General features: G+C 35.5%; 27 protein-coding genes. 10 read left to right on the top strand and 17 right to left on the bottom strand.

The annotated features are described in order from the left end of the window. The 4 genes from ACFQO1_RS12715 to ACFQO1_RS12700 all read right to left on the bottom strand — a co-directional run bounded on the left by ACFQO1_RS12715 (position 1) and on the right by ACFQO1_RS12700 (position 3,423). Entirely contained in the window at positions 1 to 1,380 is a 1,380-nt protein-coding gene (locus tag ACFQO1_RS12715) for an exonuclease domain-containing protein (protein WP_380218536.1), read from the bottom strand. 58 nt (positions 1,381 to 1,438) lie between these two features. Next, positions 1,439 to 2,092, bottom strand: coding sequence for a YggS family pyridoxal phosphate-dependent enzyme (locus ACFQO1_RS12710; protein ID WP_380218535.1), 654 nt, complete (start codon positions 2,090 to 2,092; stop codon positions 1,439 to 1,441). A 75-nt stretch (positions 2,093 to 2,167) separates the two neighbouring features. Beyond that, positions 2,168 to 2,743: an adenylosuccinate lyase gene (locus tag ACFQO1_RS12705; protein ID WP_380218534.1), complete on the bottom strand. Its 576-nt coding sequence runs from the start codon at positions 2,741 to 2,743 to the stop codon at positions 2,168 to 2,170. Continuing rightward, positions 2,740 to 3,423: an SIR2 family NAD-dependent protein deacylase gene (locus ACFQO1_RS12700; RefSeq protein WP_380218533.1), complete on the bottom strand. Its 684-nt coding sequence runs from the start codon at positions 3,421 to 3,423 to the stop codon at positions 2,740 to 2,742. Before ACFQO1_RS12700 ends, ACFQO1_RS12705 begins: the two co-directional genes overlap by 4 nt. 92 nt (positions 3,424 to 3,515) lie before the next feature. Here ACFQO1_RS12700 and ACFQO1_RS12695 point away from each other — a divergent pair, with 92 nt between their 5' ends. Together ACFQO1_RS12695 and ACFQO1_RS12690 are read left to right on the top strand one after the other, a co-directional pair. Next, positions 3,516 to 4,580: a zinc metalloprotease gene (locus tag ACFQO1_RS12695; RefSeq protein WP_380218532.1), complete on the top strand. Its 1,065-nt coding sequence runs from the start codon at positions 3,516 to 3,518 to the stop codon at positions 4,578 to 4,580. Positions 4,581 to 4,683: 103 nt separating this feature from the next. Then, the gene (locus ACFQO1_RS12690) at positions 4,684 to 5,223 is read left to right on the top strand and encodes an SRPBCC family protein (protein WP_380218531.1); all 540 of its coding nucleotides are present in this window, start codon (positions 4,684 to 4,686) and stop codon (positions 5,221 to 5,223) included. Here ACFQO1_RS12690 and ACFQO1_RS12685 read toward each other — a convergent pair. Beyond that, positions 5,220 to 5,864, bottom strand: coding sequence for a hypothetical protein (locus tag ACFQO1_RS12685; protein WP_380218530.1), 645 nt, complete (start codon positions 5,862 to 5,864; stop codon positions 5,220 to 5,222). The two genes, ACFQO1_RS12690 and ACFQO1_RS12685, sit on opposite strands and share 4 nt — an antisense overlap. Before the next feature lie 4 nt (positions 5,865 to 5,868). Beyond that, complete coding sequence (locus tag ACFQO1_RS12680; RefSeq protein ID WP_380218528.1) at positions 5,869 to 6,363, bottom strand: RNA polymerase sigma factor; 495 nt, start codon at positions 6,361 to 6,363, stop codon at positions 5,869 to 5,871. Positions 6,364 to 6,474: 111 nt separating this feature from the next. Here ACFQO1_RS12680 and ACFQO1_RS12675 point away from each other — a divergent pair, with 111 nt between their 5' ends. Beyond that, positions 6,475 to 7,749 carry an NAD(P)/FAD-dependent oxidoreductase gene (locus ACFQO1_RS12675; protein ID WP_380218527.1) on the top strand — a complete coding sequence of 425 codons (1,275 nt, stop codon included), beginning with the start codon at positions 6,475 to 6,477 and terminating at the stop codon, positions 7,747 to 7,749. Between the two features lies 1 nt (position 7,750). Here the strand turns inward: ACFQO1_RS12675 and ACFQO1_RS12670 are convergent, their stop codons facing one another. The 3 genes from ACFQO1_RS12670 to ACFQO1_RS12660 form a co-directional block, all read right to left on the bottom strand. Beyond that, positions 7,751 to 8,113 carry a hypothetical protein gene (locus ACFQO1_RS12670; RefSeq protein ID WP_380218526.1) on the bottom strand — a complete coding sequence of 121 codons (363 nt, stop codon included), beginning with the start codon at positions 8,111 to 8,113 and terminating at the stop codon, positions 7,751 to 7,753. A gap of 66 nt (positions 8,114 to 8,179) precedes the next feature. Further along, entirely contained in the window at positions 8,180 to 9,832 is a 1,653-nt protein-coding gene (locus ACFQO1_RS12665; RefSeq protein WP_380218525.1) for an ABC transporter substrate-binding protein, read from the bottom strand. Positions 9,833 to 9,846: 14 nt separating this feature from the next. Beyond that, positions 9,847 to 10,209 (bottom strand): four helix bundle protein, encoded by a 363-nt coding sequence (locus ACFQO1_RS12660; protein WP_380218524.1) that lies wholly within the window; start codon positions 10,207 to 10,209, stop codon positions 9,847 to 9,849. A gap of 116 nt (positions 10,210 to 10,325) precedes the next feature. Here ACFQO1_RS12660 and mtaB point away from each other — a divergent pair, with 116 nt between their 5' ends. After that, positions 10,326 to 11,666, top strand: coding sequence for a tRNA (N(6)-L-threonylcarbamoyladenosine(37)-C(2))-methylthiotransferase MtaB (gene mtaB / locus ACFQO1_RS12655; protein ID WP_380218522.1), 1,341 nt, complete (start codon positions 10,326 to 10,328; stop codon positions 11,664 to 11,666). Here the strand turns inward: mtaB and ACFQO1_RS12650 are convergent. Together ACFQO1_RS12650 and ACFQO1_RS12645 are read right to left on the bottom strand one after the other, a co-directional pair. Then, positions 11,663 to 11,962, bottom strand: a complete 300-nt coding sequence (locus ACFQO1_RS12650) for a GNAT family N-acetyltransferase (RefSeq protein ID WP_380218520.1) — start codon at positions 11,960 to 11,962, stop codon at positions 11,663 to 11,665. The two genes, mtaB and ACFQO1_RS12650, sit on opposite strands and share 4 nt — an antisense overlap. 12 nt (positions 11,963 to 11,974) lie before the next feature. Continuing rightward, positions 11,975 to 12,691: a pirin family protein gene (locus ACFQO1_RS12645; RefSeq protein ID WP_380218519.1), complete on the bottom strand. Its 717-nt coding sequence runs from the start codon at positions 12,689 to 12,691 to the stop codon at positions 11,975 to 11,977. Positions 12,692 to 12,768: 77 nt separating this feature from the next. Here ACFQO1_RS12645 and ACFQO1_RS12640 point away from each other — a divergent pair, with 77 nt between their 5' ends. The 3 genes from ACFQO1_RS12640 to ACFQO1_RS12630 are packed head-to-tail and all read left to right on the top strand — an operon-like array spanning position 12,769 to position 14,819. Continuing rightward, entirely contained in the window at positions 12,769 to 13,434 is a 666-nt protein-coding gene (locus tag ACFQO1_RS12640) for an alpha/beta fold hydrolase (protein ID WP_380218518.1), read from the top strand. A gap of 58 nt (positions 13,435 to 13,492) precedes the next feature. Further along, positions 13,493 to 14,425: a lytic transglycosylase domain-containing protein gene (locus ACFQO1_RS12635; protein ID WP_380218517.1), complete on the top strand. Its 933-nt coding sequence runs from the start codon at positions 13,493 to 13,495 to the stop codon at positions 14,423 to 14,425. 22 nt (positions 14,426 to 14,447) lie between these two features. After that, entirely contained in the window at positions 14,448 to 14,819 is a 372-nt protein-coding gene (locus tag ACFQO1_RS12630; RefSeq protein ID WP_380218516.1) for a TSUP family transporter, read from the top strand. A 96-nt stretch (positions 14,820 to 14,915) separates the two neighbouring features. Here ACFQO1_RS12630 and ACFQO1_RS12625 read toward each other — a convergent pair whose 3' ends face one another. After that, positions 14,916 to 15,479 (bottom strand): DUF2892 domain-containing protein, encoded by a 564-nt coding sequence (locus ACFQO1_RS12625; protein WP_380218515.1) that lies wholly within the window; start codon positions 15,477 to 15,479, stop codon positions 14,916 to 14,918. Positions 15,480 to 15,677: 198 nt separating this feature from the next. Here ACFQO1_RS12625 and rpmH point away from each other — a divergent pair, with 198 nt between their 5' ends. The 3 genes from rpmH (at position 15,678) to ACFQO1_RS12610 (ending at position 19,516) form a co-directional block, all read left to right on the top strand. Next, entirely contained in the window at positions 15,678 to 15,839 is a 162-nt protein-coding gene (gene rpmH, locus ACFQO1_RS12620; RefSeq protein WP_380218514.1) for a 50S ribosomal protein L34, read from the top strand. 102 nt (positions 15,840 to 15,941) lie between these two features. Beyond that, entirely contained in the window at positions 15,942 to 18,794 is a 2,853-nt protein-coding gene (gene carB, locus ACFQO1_RS12615; RefSeq protein WP_380218513.1) for a carbamoyl-phosphate synthase large subunit, read from the top strand. 143 nt (positions 18,795 to 18,937) lie between these two features. Further along, positions 18,938 to 19,516, top strand: a complete 579-nt coding sequence (locus ACFQO1_RS12610; protein WP_380218511.1) for a T9SS type A sorting domain-containing protein — start codon at positions 18,938 to 18,940, stop codon at positions 19,514 to 19,516. A 49-nt stretch (positions 19,517 to 19,565) separates the two neighbouring features. Here the strand turns inward: ACFQO1_RS12610 and ACFQO1_RS12605 are convergent, their stop codons facing one another. The 5 genes from ACFQO1_RS12605 to ACFQO1_RS12585 are packed head-to-tail and all read right to left on the bottom strand — an operon-like array spanning position 19,566 to position 22,317. Next, positions 19,566 to 20,036 (bottom strand): DinB family protein, encoded by a 471-nt coding sequence (locus tag ACFQO1_RS12605; RefSeq protein WP_380218510.1) that lies wholly within the window; start codon positions 20,034 to 20,036, stop codon positions 19,566 to 19,568. Between the two features lie 9 nt (positions 20,037 to 20,045). Further along, a complete protein-coding gene (locus tag ACFQO1_RS12600; protein WP_380218509.1) occupies positions 20,046 to 20,339 on the bottom strand; it encodes a hypothetical protein in 294 nt (97 codons plus the stop codon). 6 nt (positions 20,340 to 20,345) lie between these two features. Next, the gene (locus ACFQO1_RS12595) at positions 20,346 to 20,714 is read right to left on the bottom strand and encodes a 6-phosphogluconate dehydrogenase (RefSeq protein ID WP_380218508.1); all 369 of its coding nucleotides are present in this window, start codon (positions 20,712 to 20,714) and stop codon (positions 20,346 to 20,348) included. A 33-nt stretch (positions 20,715 to 20,747) separates the two neighbouring features. Then, a complete protein-coding gene (locus ACFQO1_RS12590) occupies positions 20,748 to 20,960 on the bottom strand; it encodes a hypothetical protein (RefSeq protein ID WP_380218507.1) in 213 nt (70 codons plus the stop codon). 31 nt (positions 20,961 to 20,991) lie between these two features. After that, positions 20,992 to 22,317: a DNA recombination protein RmuC gene (locus ACFQO1_RS12585; RefSeq protein ID WP_380218506.1), complete on the bottom strand. Its 1,326-nt coding sequence runs from the start codon at positions 22,315 to 22,317 to the stop codon at positions 20,992 to 20,994. Between the last annotated feature and the right edge of the window lie 109 nt (positions 22,318 to 22,426).

The following is a 22,426-nucleotide window of genomic DNA, read 5'->3' as shown; positions in this document are numbered from 1 at the left end:
CTAATTGGTTGTATTTTTTTCCAAATTTACAATCTTAAGTACTTTTCTTTTTTTAAGATACGACTGAATGATATGTTGCGAATCACGATCATTTTTCATCGGATTAATAATAGACTTTAAGATATCAAGATTAGTGATTTGATAATTTAGATTATAATAACCAAAACCCTGATACACTCCATTTTCAACCAAAATGACCGACCGTTCATCAAGATCACGACCCTTGTCTATAATAAGCATCGATTTGTTTGCAAAACTGTAGTCCTCCAAAAATGATGTCACTTTTTCGTTGTATTCTAAAGGGCTTTCTTCTCCAATACAAGCTCCCTCACACTCTTTAATGTTGTAATTAAAACAGCTTCCGCTGGTAGTATGAATTCCAGTAAGCTTCTGACAAAGATTGTATTTTTCAGTAATATTGATAAGAGAAGTTTTTGCCTGCTGATAGTTGGTAAATGTAGTGATTGGTTTTTTTCGTGCGTCCGCTTTTTCAATCTTAAGGTGTATGTAGCCTTCAGCATCTATAAATGAATTTAATTGATAGTGAAAGAGAGTCCTACGAAGTGCTCTATTATATTTTGGCTTTAACCCTTTTATTTCTGAACTTTCTTTTAGTAATGCAATAAGTTCATTGCCGGTCTTCTCAAAACTTACCGTAGTAACTTCTAACTGAATTCGTTTTGATTTTCGGTTATCACTGGTAAAATGCTGGGTAAGTCTCTTTTGAATGTTTTTACTTTTCCCAATGTAAATAACATCTCCATCCTTATTGTGCATATAATACACTCCAGTATCTGTAGGAGCCAAGGCGATCATATCTAACAGCTTGGTTTCTAACTGTCGTTTTGGATCTTTGCGAACAGATTTTGTGATGATTTCTTTTGCAGCATCCTTGTTAAGAAGCATCTTAAAAAGAGCTACCGTTGCTTTTGCATCTCCTTGGGCTCTGTGTCTGTCACTCAACGGAATCCCTAAAGAACGCACCAATTTTCCAAGACTATAAGAAGGTAAATCTGGAATCAACTTTTTTGAAAGTTCTACAGTACACAAAGTATCTTTTTCAAAATTGTAGCCCAATCTGTCAAATTCTGTTGTTAGAATTCTGTTGTCAAATTTTGCATTATGTGCAACTAAAATGGAGTCTTCGGTAATTTCAATTATGCGTTTTGCAACCTCGTAAAATTTTGGTGCATTTCGAAGCATTTCACTATTAATACCTGTAAGATTAACTACAAAGGGTTGTATACTGCGCTCCGGATTGATTAGGCTCGCAAACTGATCTACAATTTGGTGTCCGTCAAACTTATAAATAGCAATCTCTGTGATGCCTTCTTCATTGTATTTTCCGCCGGTAGTCTCTATATCAAGTATTGCGTACACTATTCTAGTTAAATGTTAAAAGTAGTTTTTTTTATTTTTAGCTTTTCGGCATTAAAATTTAATAATTTCTTTCACCAAAAATGGCACTCCCAACTCGTATCATATTGCTTCCGTTTTGGATAGCAAGCTGGTAATCTCCACTCATTCCCATAGATAAAACTGAAAATTGCTGTGTTTGCTTCAACGAGTCGTAAAAGGATTTTAATTTCTGAAACTCACGTGTGAGTTGAGAAGTATCTTCAGTAAACGTAGCCATCCCCATCAATCCTTTAATGTTTACATGCTGAAAATTCTTTGTTTCTTCTGAAGCTAACAGTGCAGTAATAGCTGCTTCCGTCATACCAAATTTTGTGTCTTCTTCTGCAATACGCAACTGAAGCAGACAATCAATCAACCGATTATTTTTCTTTCCTTGCTTGTTTATTTCTTTCAGCAATCGTGGACTATCAACCGAATGAATTAAACTCACAAATGGAGCCATATATTTTACTTTATTGCGTTGTACATGACCAATCATATGCCATTGAATATCCTCTGGCAATTCTTTCCATTTGGCTTCCATTTCCTGCACTTTATTTTCGCCAAAAACACGGTGTCCTGCATTATAGGCTTTTTGTATATCTGAAACAGGTTTTGTTTTTGAAACGGCTACTAACGTAATCGTAGCAGGAATAGAAGAGGTAATTTGTTGAAGATTTTCGGTAATACTCATAGAGGTACAAAAATAGAAGTTTTTGTATAGAAGTCATCACAAATTAAAAGATTTGATAATGAAGATATTCTAACCTCATGGTTGCTTAAAGCGATGTATCTTTTCTAAGATTTTTCCGCCTCTAGATTTGTATCCGGCGCTTCCCTTAACGATATTTTGATTAAGGATGGCCTGTAGTTCTGGGTGAATCCAGTCAATTTCTGTTCCTAGCAAATAGAGTGCGAGCATGGCTCTTGCTTGACATGCTACCTTTTGATTGGTAATCATCCAATCAAAACAACATTCGGTAATAATTGTCTTATGTTGGGAGGTCAATATTGCCTGGAGCTTTGCATTTTTATTTTTATAATAATCGAGCATAAGCAATTCACATATAAGAGAAACAGCCCTTAAAGCGCCATGACCTTCGGCTTTTGGTAGTTGGATGATAAAGGTATTTAAATGGGGAAACAACAATGAAAGCTTAGAGCGACAGACAAATTCTAACACCCAAGCAGCTTTGGTAGCTATTTTTTTATCCTTTCCGAAGCAATACGCCACTAATTCTGGCAGTGTTTCAGGGTGCGCAAGCACCCAGTTCGCAGCTTCTAATCTATTTATCCGATAGGCCTTTTCATAATTTATGTGTTCAAGTAATCCGGAGCTGCTCATCCTTCCAAAGCATTTATATTCGCTACAACTTTAGGGACTCCTGTAGTTGCTTTTTCGGCATAGACTTTAATTTGTTTGCTGGAAGCAATAGAGGGATTGGGATCCACAAAATAGATTTGAGAGTCGTAAGGAGCGTATTGTATAAGATCAGCCGCTGGATATACTTGCATAGATGTTCCTACAATAATTATAATATCTGCATTTTCTACCTGCTCGATAGCAATATCTAACATAGGAACTGCTTCTCCAAACCATACAATATGTGGACGCAATTGGTGGTTATGTTCACAAAAATCCCCCAGATTAAGATCCTCTTTCCAATCCAATACTAAGTTTTCATCAAAGGTGCTCCGTACTTTTAACAACTCCCCATGTAAATGAATCACATGATTACTGCCTGCTCTTTCGTGTAGATCGTCTACATTTTGAGTAATGATCACAACATCGTGTTCTTTCTCTAATGCAGCTAAAGCTTTATGGGCAATATTAGGTGTTACTTCCAGTAATTGTTGACGACGTTTATTATAAAAATCCAAAACAAGTTCTGGATTGTTTGCATAACCTTCTGGAGAAGCAACAGATAATACATCATGTCCTTCCCAAAGACCGTTACTATCTCTAAATGTTTTTAAACCACTCTCTGCACTAATTCCGGCTCCTGTGAGTACTACTATTTTCATTTTGTAAAAAAATTAATTTATATCCTTTTTATTAATTTACTTAATATATATTTAACAATAATTTAATTTTAATAACAAAAACCTAATTTTTTATGAGAAAACTAATAATGTATGCATCGCTTGCAGCACTAACTTTCACAGCATGTGAAAATGATCCCCAAGAAGAAAATCTTGAAAATCAAATCGATATGAGCGATTTTCGATTAACTATAGAAGAAACCCCATCAGCTGAACAGGGTCGTCAATGTCATTCTATGGAAGTCCTTAACAGACAGATTTCTGAAAACCCAGAATTAATTCAAAGAATGTATGAAATTGAAGAATTTACACGCATTCAAGCTCAAATACAAAGTAGACCCCCTGGAAATGGGAACGGTAATGGCAATGGGAATAGTGGCGGTGGAGATCCAGACCCAGATCCAACAGGTGACAATTTAGGTGCGATTACCATTCCTGTTGTAGTTCATGTAATATATAATAATGCCAATCAGAATATTTCAGACCAACAAATTACTAGTCAAATTAATGTGTTGAATGCTGATTTCAATAAATCAAATAGTGATCTTAATCAGGTTCCATCAGAGTTTAGTTCATTAATTGCAGATGTAGATGTAAACTTTACTTTAGATCAAGTAATTAGAGTGTCTTCTACGAGAACGTCTTGGGGCACAAATGATGCTATGAAATTCTCATCAAATGGGGGTTCTGATGCAGTTTCACCCAATACCAAATTAAATATATGGGTGTGTAACATAGGAGGTGGAATCTTAGGGTATGCTCAATTTCCAGGCGGTAATTCTGCTACAGATGGTGTCGTAGTTGGTCCACAATTTTTCGGCACAACAGGATTTGTTTCTGCACCATTTGATAAAGGTAGAACAGCAACACATGAAGTAGGACACTGGCTAAACTTAAGACATATTTGGGGTGACGGTAGATGTAACAGAGATGATTTTGTTAATGATACACCTAAGTCTGATGCACCAAACTATGGCTGTCCAAATTATCCAGTTAACAACTGTCGCTCAAATGATATGAGTATGAATTATATGGATTATGTAGACGATGCTTGTATGCAAATGTTTTCTGAAGGTCAAAAAACCAGAATGCGAACCATTTTCTTAGCAGGTGGACCCCGAGATTCATTTATACCTTAAATAGTTTAAACATTAGTAAAAAGGTGTCTTCAAAGGCACCTTTTTTTATTTAGGAAATCGTTATTTTTTGTAGCTTTACCTAAACAATTTCAACTTAATTAGAATGTATATACTTACAATTATTGGTATGGTGGTAGCCATAGTTGTTGTCGCCATAATCCTTTTAGCTCTTATTGCTCCAAAAAAATATCATGTAGAACGAAGTATGATTATTAAAAGACCAGTCAAAGAAATTTACAAGTATTTGCGTTTTATTAAAAATCAGGATGAGTGGTCTCCTTGGAAAAAAAGAGACCCAGAAATGAAGCAGACTTATATAGGTACCGATGGAGAGGTTGGATTTATATCAAAATGGGATAGTAATCACAAACAAGTAGGAAGTGGAGAACAGGAAATCAAATTTCTTGTGTCTCCTACCCGTATTGATAGTGAACTTCGCTTCTTTAAACCTTGGAAGTCTAAAAGCAACGGATTCTTTATTCTTACTGAGATCAATCCAGAAAAAACCGAGGTCACTTGGGGATTTGAAGGAACTCATAAAATTCCTGCAAATGTTTTTGGTTTATTTTTTAATATGGACAAAGCAGTAGGAAAAGATTTTGAAGAAGGACTTAGCGAGTTAAAGAGAATTCTTGAAAACTAGACCTCTATCTTTTTTAGTTCATTGTAATTTCTATTCAATCTTTTAAGAAGCATTCCATAGATTAACCAATAGATGAGCATAAGCAACCCTAACATCACTACGCCAACTACAATTTGAGCAACAAAGAATACAGTAGTTACATCATTGGGAGGTAACGAATTATACCCTTCCATTCCAGATAATATATTGTTGAGTTTATCTTTTTCTAGATAGAAGTAAATATTGAAGATAAGTAACATAAGCCCAGTCACTCCTACATTAAAAATTACAAAATAGCGAACAGTTTTTCGAGTTTTTAAAATGTTTTTCATTAAATCCTTGGCAGAATCTGTGACTTTAATGGCTCTATGGTTTTTATAAAACAGGTAAATAAAGAAAGCCATAACTGTATAATTAAATACCGTAAGGGCAACCATAATATTTTTAAGTCCCATTTCAGCATAAAATTCTTTTCCAGTTTCAGGAAGGAAAAAAGTCATGCTCACCCAAAATGCGAGCTCGATTACACTAATTAAAAAGATCCACTTCACAATAGAAGAAGACTTTTTTAATAACATTCCGTAGATATCTTTATACGACAATGAAGGGAGCTCCTGCTCTCTAGTTTGCCATCTTTCTTTTAATAATTCTAATTCATCCATAGCATTACGGATTTAGTATTTTTCTCAATTTTTCCTTAATTCGGTTCATCTTTACCCGTGAATTCACTTCGCTAATTCCTAGAGTTTCAGAAATTTCTTTATAATTTTTATTTTCCAGATACAAGAATACCAGCGCCTTATCAATATCATTTAACGTTTTAACCGCGCTGTACATTAATTTTAATTGCTCTTCCACAGTATCGTCATATTCTTCCGAAGAAATTTTAAAACTAACTCCTTCAAAATCCTGAGTTTGAACCCTTCGTTTTGACTTTCGGTATAATGTAATAGCTGTGTTAAGTGCTACACGATACATCCAAGTGCTAAATTTAGAGTCGCCACGAAACTTAGGAAATGCTTTCCATAATTGGATTGTAATTTCCTGAAACAAATCATTATGTGCATCATTGTCATTGGTGTATAAACGACAAATTTTATGCACAATGTTTTGATTAGCTTCTAGCTGCGTTACAAAACTATGTTCTAGTTCTTTGTTCAAGGTTGATTGATAGTTATTACGTTAGTGTGAAGAGTTCTTTCTTTGTTACAAAATACCTAAAATTAATCTATGCCAGCCTTCAATTATGTATTTTTGTAGAAACGTCTTTCTATGAATATTCCCTCTTCAACACATCCTCGAGTTATTGTTATAGGTGGAGGTTTTGCAGGTATTTCGCTTATCAAACAACTAAAAAAATTAAAGGTACAGATAGTACTTTTTGACAGGCATAATTATCATACGTTTCAGCCATTACTTTATCAGGTTTCCACTGCTGGCTTAGAACCTGATTCGATTGCATATCCGCTTCGGAAAATTTTCAGAAACCATAAGAATTTTCACTTCAGAATGGCGGATGTACTAGAGATTGCTCCTTCAGAAAAGAAAATTACAACTTCTATAGGCGAATTGACATATGATTATTTGGTAATCGCAACAGGGACACGTACCAATTACTTCGGAAACAAAAATATAGAATCGAACAGTATGCCAATGAAGACAGTTCCTCAGGCGCTTAATATTCGCAGTTTGATGCTCCAAAATATTGAAGAAGCAGATATTAGCGAAGATCCGAAAGAACGGGAGCGACTACTTAATTTTGTCATCGCTGGAGCTGGTCCTACCGGGGTAGAGCTAGCTGGTGCCTTGGCAGAGTTTCGAAAAGGCATTTTAGAGCATGATTATCCAGAATTAGAAGAAGAAGAAATGAATGTGCATCTTGTCGAGGGGTCAGACCGTGTTTTGCCGCCCATGAGTAAAAAATCTTCAAAAAATGCACAAAAATATCTGGAGAAGCTAAGGGTAAAAGTTCATCTAAACACACTCATAGAGGACTATGATGGTACCTTAGTTAAAACAAAAGATGGTAAAAATTTTAGAACGGCTACATTTATTTGGGCGGCTGGGGTTACAGGCGCTCCAGTACAAGGATTAAATGGCGAAGCATTGCTAGAAAAACCTAACAGATATCAAGTGGATAGTTTTAATAGGGTAGTGGGGTATGACACCATTTTTGCATTAGGAGATATCGCATTAATGAATACGAAGGATTTTCCAGAGGGCCATCCGCAAGTTGCCCAACCAGCCATACAGCAGGGAAAACATTTGGGTGAAAATTTTAAGCGGCTATTGGCTAATGAAGAGTTAAAGCCATTTGACTATTTTAATAAAGGGACGATGGCTACCGTTGGCCGTAATAAAGCTGTTGTGGATATTAAAAAACTTAATTTTGGAGGTCCCTTGGCCTGGTTTTTATGGATGTTTATTCATTTATTTTTTTTAGTTGGTTTTCGTAATCGCGTAATTACTTTTTTCAATTGGACCTATAATTATATCAATTACGATCGTGCTGCACGGTTAATTATAAGGCCTTTTAAGAAAAAATAAATCAGTCGGTTTTTACTTTAATTGCACCTCCAGCACCCAAATAACTTCCTCCAACTTCATCAATATTAACATCCAACTCATCACTGGTGTCAATACTTTTCAGGTTTACTTTTACCTCGTCATACGTATCTACACTTTTTAGATTTACATTTAATTCGTCATAGGTAGCAATATCGACAATGCGAACATCCATAGTAGTTGAAGCATTTACGGGAACAAGTTTATAATCAATTGGGATTTCTAAGTTGTTTTCAAACTCAGTTGCATATGCTTTCGGTAAAATTTCAAAATCTTTTAGCACGTTTAGTGTTAAGCAAACAGCAATGATGGTTAAAATTACTTTAGTATACGTATCGGTTTTCATAAGATAGTGTGTTTAAATTTATTATTTTCTGAAACACAAATTGTTCCAAAAAATTAACCACACACCTTATTTACCTTTTTTTACTCTTTTTAAAACCAGAAAATTTTGCGGATTAATCCCTAAACCTGTAACTTTTTTATTGACAAACCGTATGGCCATATCATAATATAAAGGTACTATAGGAGCATCTGCAATTACAATACTGTCCATTTTAGTGTACAATTTTTTGCGGTCGTCTATCGTAGATATGCTTTGTGATTTTAGATACAGGCTGTCAAATACTTCATTTTTATAATGCGTATAGTTAGGACCGTTTGGTGTAAAATTAGGACTGTAAAAGAGTGATAAATAATTTTCGGCATCGGGATAATCTGCTACCCAACTCGCTCTAAAAATATCCAATTCACCACTACTCTTCATTTGTCTAAGGGTAGAAGGGGGAACCACATCAATGATCACATCAAGCCCCAGTTTTTCCAGTTCACGTTGTATATATTCACAAATATCCAGATATTGACTATTGGTGCCAATTGTTATTTGGGGGCTTGTATCCCCAGTTTCAGTTTTATATTGTTCAATAAGTTGCCTTGCTTTTTCTGGCTGATAGGTATACCCTTCAATAGCATCAAACCCTGCTAAGCCTTTTGGAATAAATCCGTTTACAGCAGGAAACCCCATTCCGTTTCGAAGATATTTTACCATTTTTTCTCTGTCAAATCCGTAGTTAACAGCCTGTCGCAATGCTTTCGAATTGATTTCTGAAGTTTCAGTGCCCAAAAAGAACCCTAGATACTCTGTGTTGAGATAGGGAGTAGTAATTAATTTAAATTTTTCGGAATAAGCAGGCTGAAGGTTTCCTGTGGTAGTGATAATTTCATCTTTGTACGAATTGTCAAGCCCAGATACCATATCAATTTTTTCTTGCGCAAACTGAAGAAACTCACTTTGTTTGTCTGGCAAAAAAGTAATCGCAACGGCCTCTAGGTAAGGGAGCTGCTCTCCATTTTGATCCTTTTCAAAGTACAACGGATTTCTACGAAGCACCAATTTTACATTTTCTTCCCAAAATTTAAATTGAAACGGACCAGTGCCTACAGGATTTCTTCGGAAAGAATTTCCATACCCTTCTACAGCTTCTTTTGGGACTACCGAGCAGTATCGCATAGATAAAAGGCCTAAAAACGCAGGAAACGGACTTTTTAGCTTGATGACGAATGTTGAATCATTCTCAGCTTTATAATAATCTACATTTTGAAGCACCCAACTTCCGGGAGAGGCTACTTCACTGGAAAGTAATCTATCAAAACTATACACAAAATCCTGTGCAACTACATTTCGAGTTGAATCCCTTCCGAAGACTTTATTCTTATGAAAAAACACATCGTCACGTAACGTAAATGTATAGGTGGAAGTACTGTCGTTAATTTCCCAGGATTTTGCGATGTCGGGTTTAATATTCAAGGAATCATCTAACTGCAGTAACCCATTATAGAGTTGGTTGGTAGGCCAGATAATCTGGGGGTTTCTTGCAAAAGCTGGATCTAATGAAGCAATGTTGCTATGTTCATTATATCTAAAAACGAGATTTTCATTGTAATAATCTTTAGTTTGTGTGCAAGATATTATGGATACTAATAGTGCCCCTAGACTTAAAATTTTAATGACTGGAAGTTTGAAGCAGGAAGCCAGAAGCTCGACTTTGTTTTTTAACTTGAGCATTTTGAAATTTAAAACTATTTTTTAGGATTTAGTCTGTTTCTAAAAGCAATAGACATATTAATAAGATCAAAACAATTAGTATAATGCAATTCAAAGGTAGACTCATTAAAATAATTCCTTCGTTTTGCTTTATGGAGGCAAGTTACTACTTCTGCAGTAGAGCGAATAGCATAACCTAAAAATTTTCTGAATTCTGGATCTGATTGTAGAATGGAACCTTCAGAGATATTTAATGCTATAGAGTCTCCTGCCCTCCTAATTTGTGAACTTAAGTTATAGATTTCTTTCTTTGGAAATGTTTCCGCTAAAAGATTTGTTGCTTCACCTAAATCCATTGCTTTTTGCCAGATTATCATTTTTTCAAATTTAAAACTCATAATCACTTTTAGTGGGGAGTATATCAAATTTAATAAATTTTTAATTTTGCTCTTCTAACTTCCATCTTCCTGCCATTTTAAAAAAAACTGTAAATTTGCCCTCCTTTTACAATTCAATGGAAACAAAGAATACAGTTGCTTTTTATACCTTAGGATGCAAACTTAATTTTAGCGAGACTGCTACCATATCGCGTGGTTTTACTAATGAAGGTTTTAATCGTGTAGATTTTTCTGAATCTGCAGATATTTATGTGATAAATACCTGTAGTGTTACTGAAAATGCCGATAAGCGATTTAAATCCATTGTTAAAAAAGCTCAAAAAGTAAACTCTGAAGCTTTTGTAATAGCCGTAGGCTGTTATGCGCAATTAAAACCACAGGAATTGGCAGATGTGGATGGTGTAGACTTGGTATTGGGTGCTACCGAAAAATTCAAGATTACAGATTATTTAAATGATCTTACTAAGAATGACATGGGTGAAGTGCATTCTTGTGAAATTGAGGAAGCCGATTTTTATGTGGGTTCGTATTCTGTTGGTGAACGTACCAGAGCTTTTTTAAAAGTTCAGGATGGGTGTGATTACAAATGTACCTATTGTACAATCCCACTAGCCAGAGGAATTTCAAGAAGTGATACGCTTGAAAATGTGTTAAAGAATGCCGAAGAAATTTCGGCAAAAGGGATTAAGGAAATAGTTCTTACTGGAGTTAATATTGGAGATTATGGTAAAGGTGAGTTTGGAAATAAAAAACATAAACACACTTTTTACGAACTATGCGTAGCATTAGAAAAAGTTCCAGGAATTGAAAGATTACGAATCTCTTCCATAGAACCAAACCTACTCAAAAATGAAACAATTGAATTTGTTTCCAAGGCTAAAACATTTGTGCCTCATTTTCACATTCCATTGCAAAGTGGAAGCAATGATATTCTAAAATTGATGAAACGTCGCTATATGCGGGAATTATATGTAGATAGGGTGAAAAAAATTCGGGAGGTAATGCCTCATGCCTGTATAGGGGTTGATGTAATTGTAGGCTTTCCGGGTGAAACTGAGGAACTTTTTCTAGAAACTTATACTTTTTTAAACGAGCTTGACATCTCGTATCTTCATGTTTTTATGTATTCTGAAAGAGATAATACCGAAGCAGCTTTGATGTCTGGAGTTGTATCAAATAGAGCCCGAAAAAAACGCAGTAAAATGCTACGCGGACTTTCTGTAAAAAAAAGACGAGCCTTTTATGAGCAGCAAATAGGGAGTACACGAACTGTTCTCTTTGAAGGGGAAAATAAAGAAGGCTATATTCATGGATTTACCGAAAATTATATCAAAGTAAAAGCACCTTGGAATCCAGAATTGATAAATACTTTACATAAAGTCGTTTTGACCAAAATTGATGAAGACGGGCTGGTTCGCTTTGATTTTGTCAAAGAAACAGCAGCGGTTTTACATTAAATACTAATCCCTACAGGGAGAAGGTCTCTGTATTTTCTTCGGTTTTTACGCATAAAACTTTTCACTTCTACACAAGTAGGAACCACGCTAATACCGCGCTCACGAACTTCTTCAAACACAGCCTTAATAAAAATATCTCTAAAACCTTGTTCTTCCAAATCATCTGGCATGTCGTATTTGGTAAGAAAGATTTTTCGATCCTGTAATGAGTATTCAATTCGAGCCATATTATCTCCCACTTCCAGCTCAAATTGTCTTAAAAATTCGTTGTCGTTAATTTCTACATCTTCAATCATAACTTAAGTTTTTTAATTCATAGGAACTTCAATAAGAAGTACCCTGCTGTGTTTTTTTATATCCAAAGCTATAGAATCTGTATCCCAGATTCCAATAGCATCTCGGTCGCTAAGTTTCTCACTGTCAACAAAAACAGTACCACTAATTACGAATATATAGGCGCCATGGTTTTGTTGATGAAGCGTATAGGTGGTTATTGTGTCTTCTGTAAAGTCTCCTAAATTAAAATAGGCCTGTTGATGTACATAAAGCTCTGTGTTCGTAGCTTTGTCTTTAGGCCAAACAATGGTTGTAAGTTTATTTTCAATTAATAGTGGAGCAATTTTTTCTTGTGCGTATCGGGGAGGTACATTTTCAGTTTCTGGAAGTATCCAAATTTGAAATAAGGAGATAGCTTCAGTGGTACTTGCATTTACTTCGCTATGTTCAACACCACTACCAGCACTCATAATTTGAATTTCACCACTTCGTATTACTTCAGAAAAACCCATAGAATCTTTATGTTTTAGAGATCCTGTCTGCGGAATGGTAACTATTTCCATATTTGCATGAGGATGCTTGCTGAAGCCCATTGCTGGAGCAATAAAATCGTCATTTAAAACTCGTAACTTTCCGAAGCCTAATCGGTTTGGGTCATAAAAATTCGCAAAACTGAAAGAATAGTTGGCTTTTAACCATCCATAATCTGCAGTGCCCCTCGTCGCAGCTGGGTGTAAAATCTTTTTCATGGAAGCTTTAGATAAAGTACCTTTGTTGTAAAGTTACGAATTATATCGGTTAGATTCTTATTTGTTAACAACCTCCTATGAATTCTCAAAAAATACATGTTTATTTTGTGCCTGGGCTGGCTGCAGGAAAAGAGATTTTCAGAAACATAAAGTTACCAGAAGATACGTTTCAAATTCATATTCTAGAGTGGTTGCTTCCAGAAAACAAAGAAAAAATGTCGTCGTATGCCCAGCGTATGGCTGCGAAAATTCATCATAAAAATCCGGTGCTCATAGGGGTTTCTTTTGGAGGAGTCGTTGCTCAGGAAATGAGTAAATTTTTAAAATGTGATAAACTTATCATTATTTCAAGTGTAAAAAAGCGAACAGAATTACCTAAAAGATTGCGTATCGCCAGTAAAACAGGGCTGTATAAATTGGTGCCAACAAGACTGGTGTTAAGTACAGATGATCTTACAAAATATGCTGTTGGACCCAGGTCCAAAAAGCGGTTAGGACTTTATAATGATTATTTGCATGTTAGGGACAAGGATTATCTGGATTGGGCAATCAAAAATATGGTTTGTTGGAAAAGGCGAGAGGTCTTACCTGGGATTTCTCATATTCACGGGGATTCAGATATAGTTTTTCCTCTTAAAAACATAGAAGATTGTGCTATAATAAAAGGGGGTACGCATGTCATGATCTTAAATAAAGGGAAAGAAGTTTCAGAAAAAATAGTTGACATTATTCAAGAGAAATAGCCAGACTGTACTATGGAAAGCTGAATGATTTCCATATCTTTATAAAAAAAAATACAATATGAGCTTAATAACAAAAATTGGAATGGTCACTATACTTTTTGTAGTGAGCAGTTTGTGTGTAAATGCGGTGCAGGAAGCACCTACCACAGACGAGACGATGGAAAAAAAATTAGTCAACGATTACAATGTGTATGCATTACCGTTGCCAGACAGTATGAACTTTGCAGGGGAAGAAGTGCCGCTTACAGATCCTGATATTAGAGAACGATTTGACCGCGAATTATTAGTAAACACCTATTGGCAATCTAACATGTTAATCATGATCAAACGTGCTAATAAATATTTTCCAACGATCGAGCGTTTGTTACAGGAACATGGTTTGCCAGATGATTTTAAATACCTTGCAGTTGCAGAAAGCGGATTAGATAACGTACGATCTCCTGCTGGTGCTGCAGGTTTTTGGCAGTTTTTAAAAGGGACGGGCAAAGAATATGGTTTAGAAATTAATGACTATGTAGATGAACGTTATAACCTAGAGAAAGCGACAGAAGTTGCTGCAGAATACCTTAAAAAGTCTAAAGAACGGTTTGGAACTTGGACAGCAGCTTGCGCAGCGTATAACGCGGGCAATGCAGGCGTGAATAATCAAATGGAGCGCCAGGACGCAGATGGATATTATGAGTTGTTGTTAAACTCTGAAACATCTCGATATGTCTTTAGAATTCTTGCCTTTAAAGAGATTATGAGTAATCCGAAAAAGTATGGATTTAATTTCCGAGAAAAAGATTTATATACCATGATTCCTACTCGAAAAGTATTGGTAGATAAGCCTGTTGAAGATTTTGCAGCTTTTGCAAAAGAACAGGGAATTAATTACAAGATCTTAAAAATCCACAATCCGTGGTTACGCGATACGTATTTAAAAAATGCCTCAGGAAAAAAATATTATATAGAAATACCTGAAACTGGATATTATACAGTGGGACAATAAATAACTAAATCATGACATGGATATGAATTTAACAGTGGTACTTTCACTTATTGCAATTGGGTTGCTTGCCGGAATTTTTAGCGGATTTATGGGCGTAGGTGGAGGTGTAGTCATGATTCCACTTATGATTCTTTTTCTAGGGTTCAATCAGCATGAAGCTCAAGGATTGAGTCTGGCAGTTTTGGCAATTCCGGTAACCTTGATTGCTGCCTATACCTATCACACTTCTGGATTTCCAATAGACTGGAAGTTCGCTTTGATTATCGCTGTATTTTTTGTGGTTGGGGCACTAGTAGGGTCTAAATTTGCTGTAAAAGTTGATCAAAACATTCTTAAAAAGATCTTTGCTGTGGTCCTAGTTATTGCAGCAGTAAAACTGTTCTTCGGAAAGTAATAAGATTCAAATACTAAAAAAAGCCTCAAATTAGTATTTCTATTTATTTGAGGCTTTTGTTTTTGTGTTAATAACCACTGAAGATTGTTCCGTAAGTTAGCGTCTTCTACCTCCGCGGCCTCCGCCGTATTGTTGCTTAGGTTGTCCCGCACGTTTCATTTGTTGTTTCATCATTTTTATCTGCTCATCCATCATATTGTGCTTGTCGAGTTTTTTAGCTTCGGCCAATAGCTTTTCTGCTTCTCGTTTCCGATTCTTGGTCATTGCAATTCCAGCAAGATTTAATTTTGTCATTGCCATATCTGTATCCATACTTAAACCAAGACTTACAGCCTTTTTAAAATACTTTTCAGCTTCATTCATATTGGTTTGAGAAACCATTAAACCGTTGAGGTAATTGTAATACCCTTGTTGTTTTTTAACTAATGCAGCTTCGGGATTTTTAATTTTATCAAGCCATTTTTTAGCGCCAGGAAAGTCCTGCTTTCTAAGACGGAGAAAGGCTAATAGTATAATTTCGTTTTTAAAGTAAAGAAACACAAAAATGCCGGCAAGCAGAATGAACATAATACCGTTTCCAATATTTTCTTCTACAAACTGCCAGACAGCTGCTGCTATGCATAATGCGGTTAAAACTAATTTAATATTTTTGTTGAACATGTATTGGTTTTTTAACGGGTGTCAAAGGTACTAAAAACATTCAAAAATATTTTACAAAATCTCTTTGGAAAGTAAAAAAACGTTGTATATTTGCACCCGCCTACGCGAAGAAGTATGTTGTAGTTAAGAAGCTTTTGTTTAGGCGCTCTCAAAAGAGAATTTTAAAGAAAGAATTGATACAAGTTAAAGTATACTAAAATGAGCAAAAGAACATTTCAGCCATCAAAAAGAAAAAGAAGAAACAAGCACGGTTTTAGAGAGCGTATGGCGTCTGTAAACGGAAGAAAAGTATTGGCTGCGCGCAGAGCGAAAGGCCGTAAGAAACTTTCTGTATCAACCGAAGCTCGTCACAAAAAATAATGTTGATAAGTTATATATAAAAAGGTGTTGTTTTAAAAGCAACACCTTTTTTTTATACCCTATTGAATCGTAATTTTAAGCCATCAAAAAAAGCACCTCAAAATGCCAAAAAATTCTAAATTAAAATCCATCTTACTTATCGGCTCAGGCCCTATTATTATTGGACAGGCTTGCGAATTTGACTACTCAGGATCGCAGGCATTGCGCTCCCTTAGAGAAGATGGAATTGAAACCATACTTATAAATTCTAATCCGGCAACTATCATGACAGACCCTTCTATGGCAGATCATGTGTACTTATTGCCTCTTACTACAAAATCAATAGTTAAAGTACTAAAAGAGCATCCACAAATTGATGCAGTACTTCCAACCATGGGAGGACAAACCGCTTTGAATCTTTGTATTGAAGCAGATGAAAAGGGAATCTGGAAAGATTTTGGAGTTGAAATCATTGGAGTAGATATTGATGCTATTAATATCACCGAAGACAGAGAGCAGTTTAGAGAATTGATGCTTAAAATTGGAATTCCAATGGCTCCACAAGCTACTGCAAATTCGTACTTAAAAGGTAAAGAAATTGCCCAGGAATTTGGCTTTCCGTTGGTGATTAGAGCTTCTTTTACGTTGGGTGGAGCTGGAGCTTCCATTGTGTATAAAGAAGAAGATTTTGATGATTTGCTACGCCATGGTCTAGAAATTTCTCCCATTCATGAAGTCATGATTGACAAGGCTTTAATTGGCTGGAAAGAATACGAATTAGAACTTCTACGTGATGCCAATGATAATGTAGTAATCATTTGTGCGATTGAAAATATGGATCCAATGGGAATTCATACGGGTGACTCCATTACTGTTGCTCCGGCAATGACTTTAAGTGATCGTACCTATCAACGAATGCGAGATATGGCAATCCATATGATGCGAAGTATTGGTGATTTTGCAGGTGGATGTAACGTTCAATTTGCTGTAAGTCCAGATGAAAAAGAGGATATCATTGCTATTGAAATTAATCCCCGAGTCTCACGTTCTTCAGCCTTAGCTTCAAAAGCAACGGGTTATCCAATTGCTAAAATCGCAGCAAAACTTGCTGTTGGATATCATCTTGACGAGCTCGACAATCAGATTACAAAATCTACTTCAGCTTTATTTGAACCAACCTTAGATTATGTCATTGTTAAAATCCCACGTTGGAATTTTGACAAATTTGAAGGTAGTGACCGTACGCTTGGTCTCCAAATGAAAGCCGTAGGAGAAGTTATGGGAATTGGCCGTTGTTTTCAAGAAGCACTACATAAAGCTACCCAATCCCTTGAAATTAAAAGGAATGGACTAGGAGCCGATGGTAAAAGTTATACCGACTACGAACAGATCTTAGATAAATTGAAAAATGCTAGTTGGGATCGTGTATTTGTAATTTACGATGCCATACAAATGGGTATTCCACTAAGCAGAATACATGAGATCACCAAAATTGATATGTGGTTCTTACGTCAGTACGAAGAATTATACATGCTTGAAAAAGAGATATCTAAATTTAATCTCGATACCCTTCCGAGAGAATTATTACTAGAGGCGAAGCAAAAAGGATATGGAGATCGGCAGATCGCTCATATGTTGAAGTGTCTTGAAAGTCAGGTGTATAAAAAACGTGAAGAAATGAATATTCAGCGTGTTTACAAGCTAGTGGATACGTGTGCTGCCGAGTTTAAAGCACAAACTCCTTATTACTACTCTACTTTCGAGAATGAAATGGAAACTGCAGATGGAAACCGTTATTCAGAAAACGATAGTGTAGTAACCGATAAGAAAAAAATTATTGTGTTAGGTTCTGGGCCTAACCGTATCGGGCAAGGAATTGAATTCGATTACTGCTGTGTTCATGGGGTGTTGGCAGCTTCAGAAATTGGGTATGAGACCATTATGATCAACTGTAATCCTGAAACGGTATCTACCGATTTTGATGTAGCCGACAAACTGTATTTTGAACCTGTTTTCTGGGAACATATTTATGATATTATTCGGCATGAAAATCCAGAAGGAGTGATTGTTCAGTTAGGAGGACAAACAGCTTTAAAGCTTGCCGAAAAGTTAGATCGCTACGGAATCAAAGTACTGGGAACGAGCTATAAGTCACTTGATTTAGCCGAAGATCGCGGAAGCTTCTCTACCTTGTTAAAAGAAAATAACATTCCGTATCCAGAGTTTGGAACTGCTGAAACAACAGAAGAAGCCTTGGCACTTTCAGAAGAGTTGGATTTCCCTTTATTAATTAGACCTTCATATGTATTGGGCGGTCAAGGGATGAAAATTGTTATCAACAAAAAGGAATTGGAAGAGCACGTAGTTGACTTATTGCGTAAAATTCCGAATAACAAATTATTGCTCGATCATTATCTGGACGGAGCCATCGAGGCAGAAGCAGACGCAATTTGTGATGGTGAGAATGTGTATATTATAGGGATTATGGAGCATATAGAACCGTGCGGAATTCACTCGGGTGATTCCAATGCATTGTTACCTCCGTTTAACTTAGGAGACCTAGTGCTTCAGCAAATAAAAGACCATACGTTCAAAATTGCTAGAGCTTTAAATACGGTAGGCCTTATTAATATTCAGTTTGCGATTAAAGATGATAAGGTATTTATAATTGAAGCCAATCCTAGAGCCTCGAGAACAGTTCCATTTATTGCAAAAGCATATGGAGAGCCCTATGTAAATTACGCTACAAAAGTAATGCTGGGGCACAATAAGGTAACCGACTTCGATTTTAAACCACATCTTGAGGGCTATGCTATCAAGCAACCAGTTTTTAGCTTTAATAAATTTCCGAATGTAAATAAACAATTAGGTCCGGAGATGAAAAGTACCGGCGAAAGTATCTTATTTATAGACAGTTTAAAAGATGATGAATTCTACGATTTATATTCTAGAAGAAAAATGTATTTAAGTAAATAATAAAAACCTTTTTAAAAATAAAATCCTGCCATTATTTGTGGGATTTTTGCTTTTTAAAATATTTAAATTTAACTAATATCTTTAATATTAGAACCAAGACCTAATTTATATCGTATCTTTTACAAAACTAAATACATAACAACATGAAAAAAATTACTTTATTCGTAGCATTTATACTTTCCAGCACAATGCTTTTTGCACAAGACACCTTTAATGTTTCCTGGCTTCAGGGAACTACAGACGCAAACGTAACATTAGAGGTTGGGGATACAGTTGAATGGACTTGGGGTAATACGGCACCCCACAATGTTGAAAGTACAGACCCGGATGCTCCAGGAGATTTTAGTTCTGGAACCGAAACGGGGATGGGATTTGTTTATTCTTATACCTTTATGAGTGTGGCAGAAATAGACTATTTATGTACCATACATCCAGGCTCAATGTTTGGAAGACTTACAATTACTGAAGAATTAGGTGTGGATGACAAGTTTGCTACAAACATAAACTATTATCCAAATCCAGTATCAAATACCTTAACTGTAAGCTCATTATTTGAGTTGGATAGTTTTGTAATTCATAACGTACTCGGGAAAGTAATAACTCAAGGAAGTGCTTCAGGAAATATCACAGAAATTGATATGTCTGATCTATCAAGAGGTATGTATCTTGTAACAGCAAAATCTGGAGGTTTGTCAACAACTTTTCAGGTAGTAAAAAGATAATTATATCTTCTGAATGAATTTAAATCCTGCTTCGGCGGGATTTTTTATTTTATTGTTTCTGAAGCATTTTCTTAATGAGTACAATTTGCCCTAAATGATAGTAGCAATGTTCTATCATGCCCTCCACATTCCGCAGATAGCTTCCATATTTTTTATCCACAAAGTGAGTCGCAAGTTTCTCTTCTGAAAGTGCTTCGATATAAGAGGCGAAATCGTTTGCGTTCTTCCAAAACTCATTTAAAATAGTTTTCCATTGTTCTTGAGAAGTAACCTCAGGAAAGTCAAAGCTATAAGTGTCACGTATTTCTAATTGGCCTCCATCAAATACTTGATTGACACCTTTAATATAATAATTGATATGTTGCGTAAGTGCAGCGATACTGTTAAGGTCGGCTATGTGAGTAGTAGCTGTTTGCCAATCTAAATTCTCTAATTGAGCTCTATAATTTGTATTGGCAACCCAGGTGCCATGAAACAATACTTCTTTAAAACGAACGGAAAGGTTTTTTGAGTCCTCCATGATGTTATTTTAACTACCTGCGAAAGGTGTTCCAAATAATCCTACTGCAAGCTCAATAAAAACAAGCAGTAGTATGGTAATGATAATTAAAATACCTAAATATTTATGCTTAGGTTTTATAGCTCTGCTTAAAATTAATTCGATACATCCACCTGCAAAAATGAAGAGTCCACCTGCAATAACATAATCAGATAGTGACCAGTTAATTTGTTTGCTGAAGTATCCTGCTATCAAAGGGAGTAACAACAATGTCATTATGATAAGCAATATTATAAAAAACCTTTTATTAAAAAACACCATCATTATTTATTAATTTCTATTAAAATGAGGGGATTGTTCCTGCTCAACAGCTGTAATAAAGTATTTTGTGTCACCCCAGAAAAAGAAGGTGCCAAACCGTTCTACATAAGTGAGTTTTACATACTGTCCTTGGTATTCTTTGAGATCCTCTATAACCTGTTCATTTTGATCCAATACCGAAAACTCAAAGATTTGGGCGCCACTAATTCCCTGGCTTATCTCACCTTCCCATGTTTTTACAATGACTCCTTTATGACTAAATTTTATGAGCTCTCCTGCACGTGTACCTTCACTATAAGGTACAAAGTATACAAATGCAAAATATAATAAGTAACCGGCAAATAGCACGCCCAAAATGATAAAGAGTATTTTTTTCATAGTATATCTCTGCGAAAGCAGTGATTTTATTAATTATTTTTTGTGTTTAATCAATAAAGCAACAAAAACTCCAACCCCAATTAATAACATAAATACACCAACAGCTTGGTAGAAAGTATTAATGTTATTCCCAGGACTTACAGGAGTTGCAAGTAAACTGTAAATTCCACCGCCAATAAGTAATATACTAAATATCAAGTACGTAATACTATCTGCTTTGATTAATGCTTTTGTTGTTTTATCCATGATGTATCAATTTAAAATTATTTTTCCCACTTTATTCATCATCATTTTCTTTTGCCCTTTCCAGCAACTTCTGATCAATATGTTTGCTGGCTTTAGCGCCTAATCTTTTTAGTTTTTCAACTCGTGAAACAAGATTTCCTCTTCCAGTTAGCTTTTTCATAGCACTTTCGTAACTACCTTGGACAGTACCTATTTGTTTCCCAACTTTAATTAATTCGTCTGTTAAGTTAGTAAAACTATCGTAAAGTGCACCTGCTTGTGTCGCAATTTCTATAGCATTTTGTTGTTGTTTTTCATTTGTCCACATGCTGTCGATTGTACGCAACGTAGCTAATAGGGTAGAAGGAGTGACGATGACAATATTCTTTTCAAATGCCCAATTATATAAACTACTATCCTGATTAATAGCTACAGCAAAGGCTGGTTCAATAGGGACAAACAGTAATACAAAATCAGGACTTTCAATATGATAAATATCCTGGTAATTTTTTGCACTTAACTGATCTATATGCTTTCGAAGGGAGGCGATATGCTCTTTTAGATATTTTGGTCGCAACTCTTCATCTTCTTCATTCACAAAACGCTCATAGGCAACCAATGATACCTTACTATCAATAATCATTTTTTTATGGTCGGGTAAATGAAGCACCACATCTGGAAGTACTCTTTTACCCTCAACATTGGTATAACTATTTTGAACAAAATACTCTCTATCTTTTTCAAGTCCGCTTTTCTCTAAAACACGCTCTAATACCAACTCTCCCCAGTTTCCCTGTATTTTGCTATCTCCCTTTAACGCTTTAGTAAGATTGGTAGCTTCTTTACTCATCTGTTCGTTGAGTTCTTTTAAACCAATAATTTGCTGGCGGAGCATGGCGTGGCGATCGATACTTTCTTTGTGTGTATCTTCAACCCGTTTTTCAAATACTTTTATCTTTTCTGAAAGTGGATTTAACAAAACCTCCAAACTTTCTTTATTCTGCTTGGTAAACTTGGTGGATTTTTCATCCAGAATTTTATTGGCAAGATTTTCAAACTCTTTGGTGAACTTCTCCTGAAGCTTTTCAACCTCGGCTTTTTGTTCCCTGTTTTTTTGTTCTAGATTGTCAAATTCTGTATTTCGTTTGACCAATTCAGAATTTAAAAATTCTTTTTCTTTCCGTATCGCTTCACGCTCATTCAGTACATTTTCAAAACGTTCCTGTAATTTTTCCTCTTGATGACTGGCTTGCAACAAACGTTCTTCAAGTTTTCCAGTTTCCGATTTTTGTTTGAGACGTGCAATGAGATTGCCTATAAAAGCTCCAATAAGTAGGCAAATTGCGGCAAGAAGAAGAAAAAGAAAAGTTTCGTTCAAAATATAATAGGGTATTATTTTTAATAGATTTTGTAGTAAAGATAGCGAGAATTTATGTTTCAGACCACCCAGATTTTCAGTAAACTGAAAACCATCTCCCCGTAAACAA

Source organism: Jejudonia soesokkakensis (assembly GCF_042664795.1).
In the GTDB taxonomy this organism is placed as follows: Bacteria; Bacteroidota; Bacteroidia; order Flavobacteriales; family Flavobacteriaceae; genus Jejudonia; species Jejudonia soesokkakensis.
This window is presented reverse-complemented; position numbering and strand designations above follow the sequence as displayed.

Bases quoted from the DNA above. Each gene is read 5' to 3' on its own strand.
- ACFQO1_RS12690 (WP_380218531.1), top strand. From the start codon at position 4,684: ATGTATATACTTACAATTATTGGTATGGTGGTAGCCATAGTTGTTGTC.
- carB (WP_380218513.1), top strand. From the start codon at position 15,942: ATGCCAAAAAATTCTAAATTAAAATCCATCTTACTTATCGGCTCAGGC.
- ACFQO1_RS12670 (WP_380218526.1), bottom strand. From the start codon at position 8,113: ATGAAAACCGATACGTATACTAAAGTAATTTTAACCATCATTGCTGTT.
- ACFQO1_RS12675 (WP_380218527.1), top strand. From the start codon at position 6,475: ATGAATATTCCCTCTTCAACACATCCTCGAGTTATTGTTATAGGTGGA.
- ACFQO1_RS12710 (WP_380218535.1), bottom strand. From the start codon at position 2,092: ATGAGTATTACCGAAAATCTTCAACAAATTACCTCTTCTATTCCTGCT.
- ACFQO1_RS12635 (WP_380218517.1), top strand. From the start codon at position 13,493: ATGAGCTTAATAACAAAAATTGGAATGGTCACTATACTTTTTGTAGTG.
- ACFQO1_RS12595 (WP_380218508.1), bottom strand. From the start codon at position 20,714: ATGAAAAAAATACTCTTTATCATTTTGGGCGTGCTATTTGCCGGTTAC.
- ACFQO1_RS12695 (WP_380218532.1), top strand. From the start codon at position 3,516: ATGAGAAAACTAATAATGTATGCATCGCTTGCAGCACTAACTTTCACA.
- ACFQO1_RS12665 (WP_380218525.1), bottom strand. From the start codon at position 9,832: ATGCTCAAGTTAAAAAACAAAGTCGAGCTTCTGGCTTCCTGCTTCAAA.
- ACFQO1_RS12705 (WP_380218534.1), bottom strand. From the start codon at position 2,743: ATGAGCAGCTCCGGATTACTTGAACACATAAATTATGAAAAGGCCTAT.
- ACFQO1_RS12605 (WP_380218510.1), bottom strand. From the start codon at position 20,036: ATGGAGGACTCAAAAAACCTTTCCGTTCGTTTTAAAGAAGTATTGTTT.
- ACFQO1_RS12630 (WP_380218516.1), top strand. From the start codon at position 14,448: ATGAATTTAACAGTGGTACTTTCACTTATTGCAATTGGGTTGCTTGCC.
- ACFQO1_RS12650 (WP_380218520.1), bottom strand. From the start codon at position 11,962: ATGATTGAAGATGTAGAAATTAACGACAACGAATTTTTAAGACAATTT.
- ACFQO1_RS12645 (WP_380218519.1), bottom strand. From the start codon at position 12,691: ATGAAAAAGATTTTACACCCAGCTGCGACGAGGGGCACTGCAGATTAT.
- ACFQO1_RS12700 (WP_380218533.1), bottom strand. From the start codon at position 3,423: ATGAAAATAGTAGTACTCACAGGAGCCGGAATTAGTGCAGAGAGTGGT.
- ACFQO1_RS12590 (WP_380218507.1), bottom strand. From the start codon at position 20,960: ATGGATAAAACAACAAAAGCATTAATCAAAGCAGATAGTATTACGTAC.
- ACFQO1_RS12685 (WP_380218530.1), bottom strand. From the start codon at position 5,864: ATGGATGAATTAGAATTATTAAAAGAAAGATGGCAAACTAGAGAGCAG.
- ACFQO1_RS12600 (WP_380218509.1), bottom strand. From the start codon at position 20,339: ATGATGGTGTTTTTTAATAAAAGGTTTTTTATAATATTGCTTATCATA.
- ACFQO1_RS12660 (WP_380218524.1), bottom strand. From the start codon at position 10,209: ATGAGTTTTAAATTTGAAAAAATGATAATCTGGCAAAAAGCAATGGAT.
- ACFQO1_RS12625 (WP_380218515.1), bottom strand. From the start codon at position 15,479: ATGTTCAACAAAAATATTAAATTAGTTTTAACCGCATTATGCATAGCA.
- rpmH (WP_380218514.1), top strand. From the start codon at position 15,678: ATGAGCAAAAGAACATTTCAGCCATCAAAAAGAAAAAGAAGAAACAAG.
- ACFQO1_RS12640 (WP_380218518.1), top strand. From the start codon at position 12,769: ATGAATTCTCAAAAAATACATGTTTATTTTGTGCCTGGGCTGGCTGCA.
- mtaB (WP_380218522.1), top strand. From the start codon at position 10,326: ATGGAAACAAAGAATACAGTTGCTTTTTATACCTTAGGATGCAAACTT.
- ACFQO1_RS12610 (WP_380218511.1), top strand. From the start codon at position 18,938: ATGAAAAAAATTACTTTATTCGTAGCATTTATACTTTCCAGCACAATG.